This is a genomic window from uncultured Campylobacter sp. (genome assembly GCF_937997595.1).
GTDB lineage: Bacteria > Campylobacterota > Campylobacteria > Campylobacterales > Campylobacteraceae > Campylobacter_B.
On the sequence record NZ_CALKTS010000354.1, the window covers coordinates 1 to 6,846 of the forward strand.

Sequence of the window (6,846 nt, forward strand, 5' to 3'; positions counted from 1 at the left end):
CGCACAGCTTGGCATCGAAGGCAAGGTGCTAGATGAGGTCATAGACGTAGCTGCGACAAACGCCAAAGCATGGAATATGGCGGAGCTCTACAGCCGCGAAAATATCGCTAAAATTCTTGAGCTGGCAAGATAAATTTAAATGGAGTAAATCGGTTTATGGCTTTAGCTCCTTGCTTTGACTTTTGATTTTCGGACGGTCGTTAAATCGTCCGAATTTGTTATTTTGGATTGAGCTCCTTTAATATTTTGCGAGCCGGCTTTGCCTATTTACTTGCTAAATTTGAGAAAGCGGGTCGGTGGATATTCGCAGCTTGCTATTTTATAAATTTTGCTAAAATTCAAAAAATCAAGGAGGCACAATGAGCAAGATAGATGAAATTTGTAAGTATTTGGACGCTAAATTTAGCTCAGACGGCAAGATACAAAGCGATATAAAGGAGCTATTTGTCTACCGAGCAAGCGTGCCGACCGAGTTTTTAACCGGCGTTTACGAACCGGCGCTTTGCATGGTTTTTAAAGGCTCAAAACTAGCCAAAGTCGGTAATGATTTTTACGAGTACGACGAGCAGCGCTATCTGCTAGCCGCTACGCATATCCCCGCCGTTGCGAAGATCAAAGACTGCCCGTATCTAGCTATAAAGATCAACTTTGAGCTAGAGGATATCTTGGGCGTGATCGAGAGTATAGGCGGCGCCGAGAGCAAAAAGGGTGAGTTTGCAGGGCTGGCTCTTGGAGCGGTAAATGATGAGCTGCTTGAAGCCGTATTTAAATTTATCCGTTTGCTAGAGCGTCCAAACGATGCTAAATTTTTAGCAAAGCTCGCGATAAAGGAAATTTTATACATACTCTTAAAGGGCGAAAACGGCGATTTCCTACGCCAATACGCAATGCTAGAAACCATAGAAAACCGCGTCACGCGCGCTGCCAAAGAGATAAAATCAAACTACGCCGAGGCGATAAATATCGAAAATTTAGCCAAAAAGCTCGGTATCAGCGCATCGTCGCTCTATCATAACTTTAAGCGTATCACGGCGCTTAGTCCGCTTCAATTTCAAAAAAAGATCCGCCTCGAAGAAGCAAAAAAACTCTTATTAAATCAAAATTTAGACGCCGCAGAGGCCGCATTTGCCGTCGGCTACGCGAGCCCGTCGCAGTTTAATAGAGAGTACTCCAGGATGTTTGGCATGCCTCCTAAGGCGCACGTCTTAGCCATAACGGGCGCTTAAAATTAGTGTGGGCAGGCCTGCTAGTCCTCTCGTTGATTTTATCTTCTAAGCCTCTTTTATCTAAATTTACATTTTTGACCCACCATAACTACAAATTTTGATCTAAATTTTGCATTTTTTATAACATTTGCAGAAATAGGCAATGATTTTGCAGGATCGTTCTACCGCCTATTTTCTAAAACTGTTATAATCATTTCAGTTTAAAAATCAAAATTACAAGGAGTAAAAATGCAGTATTTAATCTTAAACGACGGCAACAAAATGCCGATTTTAGGCTACGGAGTCTATCAGGTGGAGCCTGCGGAGGCTCAAAGGTGCGTTGAGGATGCAATTAGAGTGGGTTACCGTCTCATCGACACCGCGCAGGCTTATCGCAACGAAGAGGGCGTTGGCGCAGCAATTAAGACGGCTCTTGCAGGCGGGCTAAAGCGCGAGGAGCTGTTTATCACTACTAAGCTTTGGATCGGCGACGCAGGTGAGGAGCGCGCGCTAAAAGCCTTTGATGCGTCGATGAAAAAGCTAGGGCTTGACTATCTTGATCTTTATCTCATTCATCAGCCATATGGCGATATTTATGGCTCGTGGCGAGCGATGAAACGTTTGCGCGATGAGGGTCGCATTCGCTCTATCGGCGTTAGCAACTTCTACGCTGATCGAATCGTCGATCTGTGCGAAAACAGCGGCGTCATCCCTGCGGTAAATCAGCTTGAGTGTCATCCATTTTTTCAGCGTGAAGCGCTAAAGTGCGTGCTTGATGGCTACGGCATAGCGTTTGAGTCGTGGGCTAGCTTCGCCGAGGGTAAAAACAATATATTTAAAAACGCCGTACTAAGCGGTATCGGTGAAAAATACGGCAAAAGCTCGGCTCAAGTTATTTTGCGCTGGTTAATTCAGCGCGGCATCGTCGTCATTCCAAAAAGCGTTAAAATCGAGCGAATGAGGCAAAATTTCGACATTTTTGATTTTACGCTTGCGCCTGATGATATGGCTGCTATCGCTGCACTTGATACCGATAAGACGCTATTTTTCGACCACAGAGACGACGGCAGGGTAAAGTGGCTCGTAAACTGGATGAAGGATAATACCCCAAAACAATAAAAACAAGCCTATTTTTCGATTACGGCGATCCGTAATTGGCCAAAAGGCGGCAATTAAGAGACGAGAATTTATAAAACGCGATATTAGCTAGCGTAAATTTAAACGCGAAAGAAAATTTAATAAAGGAGAAAAACATGGAAAATCAAATCTGGCTTATCACAGCCGCTACGGGCGGCTTTGGAGAGAGTCTGGCAAAATACGCTCTAAGTAGAGGCGATAAGGTCGTCGCCACGTCAAGAACGATGAAAAAACTAAATGAGAAATTCGGCGGCGAGAGCGAGAATTTTTTGCCGTTCGAGTTAAAATTCGAAGGCGATCTGCAAGTTAAATTTAAGGCGCTGGTGGAGGCGACGCAGAAAAAATTCGGTCGCATCGATAACCTCGTGAATAACGCCGGATACGGACTTTTAGGCATAGTCGAGGAGACAAGCGAGGCTGATTTAAGGACGTAGTTTGAGGTAAACGTCTTTGCGCCATTTTTACTAACGCAGGCCGCGCTTAAACTAATGCGTCCGCAAGCGATAAAAGACGGCGGTAGCGTAGACAAAGTTGTCGCTCGTATCTTTAATCTAAGCTCGATCGGCGGCTTTCGCACGAGCGGGGCTAGCATGCCTTATTATATGAGTAAATTTGCCGTTTCCGCGCTTAGCGAGGGGCTAAATTTGGAGTTAAATCAGTTCGGTATCCGCGCGATAAACGTCATGCCGACGGGCTTTAGGACGGAATTTTTAGGCGATAGCCTTAAAACCGGTGCGAATGCGATCAGAGATTACGATGAGTTTAGAAGCGCTACTATCGAGAAATTTAAGGCTTACAACGGCAAACAGCCGGGTGATCCGACGACCTTTGGGCCCGTGATGTTTGAGATCTCGCGCCAGGCTATGCCTGCACAGTATCTTTTTATGGGCTCGAGCGCCTTTAAAAACGCCGAGCAAAAAATGGCGCTCGTGATGGCGGATATGAAGGACACAAGAAGCATCGCAGGAGAGGCGATGGACTTTAAGGACGCGACGGCGTCGGCGTTTGATAAGCCCATGAGAAATAAATAGTTTTACGTTTCGTTAAGCGACCTACTTTGCGAGTGCCTTTGAGTGACTTTTACTTTTTGGCGCTCGTCTGCAAGTTGCAAGACAAGCCTTGCCAAAAAAGGAGCAAAGATGAAATTTTTGGATTATTCCAGTAGTTCACGCCGCTTTAAATTTAAACACGGCAAAGGAGCAAACGATGGTGAATTTTAACGAGCTTCCGCACGCGGCAAAGCTTAGCGGGGCACTAAGTGATAAGCAGCTAGCGCTAGTTAGCGTGGCTGCTTATGCGGCAGCGGCAGATGCGGACAAACTAAAAGGCGCGCTGCAACGCTCTAAAAGCAGAGCTTAGCGTGAGCGAGATCAGAGAGGCGCTGTCGCATCAAAGCGCCTATATCGGCTTTCCGATGGGATTAAACGGGCTCATACTTTTTAACGACCTCGTAAAAGAGCGCGAGGCGGCGGGTATTAAAGATGAAGCGGGCAAGGACGCGAGCCCGGTTGCTGCGGACAGCGATTTTTACGAGCTTGGCGAGCAGACGCAAAAATATATCTTCGGACGCGACTATTCGGGTACGGTGCTTTTTGACGCGCCTGCGGTCGATTACGGGCTGAAGGCTTATCTTTTCGGCTATCTTTTTAACAGGGGTAATCTAGGCTTTTTAGAGCGCGAGATCATCACCGTATCGACGTTAGCAGCGCTAGATAATGTAAATATGCAACTAAAATCGCACCTGGGCGGTGCCAGAAATTTAGGCGTTACGGACGAGCAGTTCGAGAGAATTTTTAAAATTTTGAGTGAATGTGTTGGCGAGGCAAAGGTGCAAAACGCGAAAGAGGTTTTAAAAAGCCTTTAAAGGTCAAATTTAAGGGGAATTTGTAAATTTATATCACGGAGTTGATTTGGTTTAGGCACCGGCATGGCGGCACAAGGCTGGCTGGATGAGGCGGTCAAATTTTGGCAAGAACAGATGAGATAAAAGAAAGGAAAATAAAATGAAAGAACTAAGTAAAATAATGGCTACAGCACTTGTTATGTGTTCATTCGCGGCGAACCAAAGCGCAGCGGAAAATATCAAATTTGAGCCGCAAAAGACGCTCGTAGTCTATTTCTCCGCAGGCGGCAATACGGCCAGAGCGGCAAATTTAATAGCACAAAATTTAGGTGCCGAGATAGTCGAGCTAAAGCCCGTGCAGCCCTACACGAACGCGGATCTAAACTACAACGATCCAAAAAGTCGCGTTAGCCGCGAGCATGATGATACGTCGCTTAGGAAAGTGTCTTTAGCTAACGCCAAAATCGAAGGCTGGGAGAACTACGATGTCGTTTTCGTAGGTTATCCGATCTGGTGGTATGATGCGGCGTGGCCGATCTTTGAGTTTATAAAGAACAACGATTTTAGCGGTAAAAAGGTGATCCCGTTTTGTACCGTCTATAGCTCGGGGCTCGGAAATAGCGATAAAAATTTAGCCCAAATGGCCGGAAGCGGCGAGTGGCTAGCGGGGAAGTGCTTCGGCGAGAGAGCAAGCGAAAAAGAGATAAAAGAGTGGCTTACGAAATTTTAGGCGACTTTTGCACTTTGACTTTAAATTTGTGATTAAATTTAAAGCGAGCATAATGAAAGATAAAAATAAACGCTAAATTCTTAAAATTTTGAGTTTAGCGGCGATGGCGTGGGCATTAAATTTAAGCGCGCAAGAGAGCATTGCAAAAAATATAAACAAAGGAGAAAAGATGCAGGAAAAGCAAGTTTTGGTTAAAAAGGAAAATCTCGCCGTTTATGATAAGGTGAGCGATAAAATTTTTGCAGGCGGTCTGCCGAAAGTCACGCTACTTTTCGGCGCGACGCCTTACTCAAATGCAGGAGCAGCGCTAGTGCATTTTCCACGCGGAGTACGCACGGCATGGCATACGCATCCTGCGGGGCAAAATTTAATCGTAACGCAGGGTAAAATTTACACCGGTACGGCGGACGGAATCGTGCAAATCGCTCGTACTGGCGACGTAGTGCTTTGTCCACCGGGCGTCAAACACTGGCACGGAGCCGGACTGCACGAAGACGGCGAGCACATCGCGGTAACCTTTGAAAAGGACGGCAAAAACGTAACGTGGCTGGAGCATCTAAGCGAGGACGAGTATAAAAGCCTCGTCGAAAAAGCGGACACAAAGGATGCGCGAAATAGTTTCCCCGGGTAGAATTTACATCGCGCTTGCTAAATTTTGCGTGCCGTTAAACGCATTTAAATTTACCCATCGATGCTGAGCAGATCGCCGAAAATTTCTTTGCAATACTGAATGAAACGTTTGGGAATTTTGACGTCGCGGATATCCACGGCGATGGCGTTATCTTGGACTTCAAAAACGATAAGCTCGCTAGTGATTTTCACAGCCTTGCAGCCGTTATAGCATACATCGCCATTGCACTCTGCGTATAAGCCGTTATGTGGTGCGTCTGCGTCCTCATACCGCCCGAGCTTGATCGGTCTTTGGAAAAGCAGATAGTTCTTATAGTCGTACTTGGCGTCCGCTAGACCTATCATATAATAATTCTCGGCGCTATTTTTGGAAGCGGTAGCAATACCTGCTTTAAAATTTAGTCTAAACATGAACTCTGCCTTGGCAAAAAGCGGCAAATTTTACCGCTTCAAAATTTACACGAGCTGCACGCCCCCGCCTTTTACGACCTCGCCGATGACGTAGCCGTAGGTATTTGCTAGCACGAACTCTGCGTTTTCTTTCGGCGCTACGACGATCATACCTACGCCCATATTAAACGTCCTCATCATCTCGGCCGGCTCAACCTTCTGCGCGATGATTTTAAAGATTTCGGGCGTGCGGATCGCGGCATGCTCGATCTTCGCGCCCAGCCCCTCCGGAAATACGCGCGGCAGATTTTCCACGATACCGCCGCCCGTGATATGCGCGAGCGCGTGGATCTTGTCTTTTAAATTTAAAAAGTCGCCGACGTAGATCCTGGTCGGTTCCAAAAGCACATCGATGAGCGCGCGACCGTCTACTTTGTCGTCAAATTTTAGCCCCAGTTCGGCGACTACTTTGCGAGCGAGCGAGAAGCCGTTTGAGTGCAAGCCGCTGCTAGGAAGCGCGATGAGCACATCGCCCTCGCGGACGAACTTGCTACGGTCGATCTCGTCCTCCTCGGCGATGCCCACGGCAAAGCCTGCAAGGTCGAAGTCACCTTTCTCATACATCGAGGGCATCTCCGCCGTCTCGCCGCCGATCAGCGCGCAGCGGGCGAGCTTGCAGCCCTCGGCGATGCTTTTTACGACCTCTTTTGCATCGCTGATCTCGAGCTTTGCCGTCGCGTAATAGTCGAGAAAAAACAGCGGCTCGGCGAAGTTGCAGATGAGGTCGTTTACGCACATCGCGACAAGGTCTTGGCCGACGCCGTCAAATTTGCGCGCATCGATCGCGAGTCGCAGCTTTGTGCCCACGCCGTCGGTGGCGCCTAGGATCGCAGGTTTTTTGTAGCCTGCAG

8 protein-coding genes and 1 pseudogene are annotated in these 6,846 nt (G+C 47.3%); 7 read left to right on the forward strand and 2 right to left on the reverse strand.

What is annotated here, in order from left to right; all coding sequences use genetic code 11:
• Nucleotides 1–359 precede the first annotated feature (359 nt).
• The 7 genes and pseudogenes from Q0614_RS12025 to Q0614_RS12055 all read left to right on the forward strand — a co-directional run bounded on the left by Q0614_RS12025 (nt 360) and on the right by Q0614_RS12055 (nt 5,546).
• On the forward strand, nt 360–1,226 hold the full coding sequence (locus Q0614_RS12025; RefSeq protein WP_298788961.1) for an AraC family transcriptional regulator: 867 nt from the start codon (nt 360–362) through the stop codon (nt 1,224–1,226).
• 228 nt (nt 1,227–1,454) lie between these two features.
• Entirely contained in the window at nt 1,455–2,324 is an 870-nt protein-coding gene (locus Q0614_RS12030) for an aldo/keto reductase (RefSeq protein WP_298788963.1), read from the forward strand.
• Between the two features lie 134 nt (nt 2,325–2,458).
• Nucleotides 2,459–3,373: pseudogene (locus Q0614_RS12035) on the forward strand (SDR family NAD(P)-dependent oxidoreductase).
• A gap of 175 nt (nt 3,374–3,548) precedes the next feature.
• Entirely contained in the window at nt 3,549–3,701 is a 153-nt protein-coding gene (locus tag Q0614_RS12040; protein WP_297950173.1) for a hypothetical protein, read from the forward strand.
• A gap of 1 nt (nt 3,702) precedes the next feature.
• The gene (locus Q0614_RS12045; RefSeq protein ID WP_298788965.1) at nt 3,703–4,206 is read left to right on the forward strand and encodes a carboxymuconolactone decarboxylase family protein; all 504 of its coding nucleotides are present in this window, start codon (nt 3,703–3,705) and stop codon (nt 4,204–4,206) included.
• Nucleotides 4,207–4,345: 139 nt separating this feature from the next.
• The gene (locus Q0614_RS12050) at nt 4,346–4,915 is read left to right on the forward strand and encodes a flavodoxin (RefSeq protein WP_298024308.1); all 570 of its coding nucleotides are present in this window, start codon (nt 4,346–4,348) and stop codon (nt 4,913–4,915) included.
• Nucleotides 4,916–5,084: 169 nt separating this feature from the next.
• Entirely contained in the window at nt 5,085–5,546 is a 462-nt protein-coding gene (locus tag Q0614_RS12055) for a cupin domain-containing protein (protein WP_298788966.1), read from the forward strand.
• 50 nt (nt 5,547–5,596) lie between these two features.
• Here Q0614_RS12055 and Q0614_RS12060 read toward each other — a convergent pair whose 3' ends face one another.
• Entirely contained in the window at nt 5,597–5,956 is a 360-nt protein-coding gene (locus Q0614_RS12060; RefSeq protein ID WP_298788967.1) for an Imm10 family immunity protein, read from the reverse strand.
• Nucleotides 5,957–6,001: 45 nt separating this feature from the next.
• Nucleotides 6,002–6,846 (reverse strand): phosphoribosylformylglycinamidine cyclo-ligase (purM, locus tag Q0614_RS12065; RefSeq protein ID WP_298788969.1); only part of this gene is annotated, 845 nt, incomplete at its 5' end.